At 67.2% G+C, this 274-nt stretch carries 1 protein-coding gene; it reads left to right on the top strand.

The features are described from left to right. Positions 1-274: transglutaminase family protein (locus tag AC0L3U_RS39395; RefSeq protein WP_473365121.1), on the top strand; the 274-nt coding region annotated here is incomplete at both ends.

Below are 274 nucleotides of genomic sequence, written 5' to 3'. Positions count from 1 at the left end.
GGTTATCCGCTGCGCGCCGAGTGGTTTGCCGCGCACCTGGAGTTCCGTTTCCCCAAGGTGGGCGACTATGCCGTCAGCGGCATCGAACTGGAGCTGCGCCAGGCTTTGGAACCCTGGCATGTGCTGGGCGAAGAGGGCACGGCGGGCGGCACGGTGCGCTATGTGGATTCGTCCCTGGAGCGTCTGCAAGTGAAGGTGAGCGGCTTGCCACCGCAGCGCTATCTGCTGACCTGCAACGGCATCCCGGTGCCGCTGCAGCCGACCGGCCGGGTCG

Source organism: Bradyrhizobium sp. Kon69, assembly GCF_055807515.1.
The sequence above is the reverse complement of the archived record's forward strand: the minus strand, read 5'-3'. Positions and strand labels throughout refer to the sequence as shown.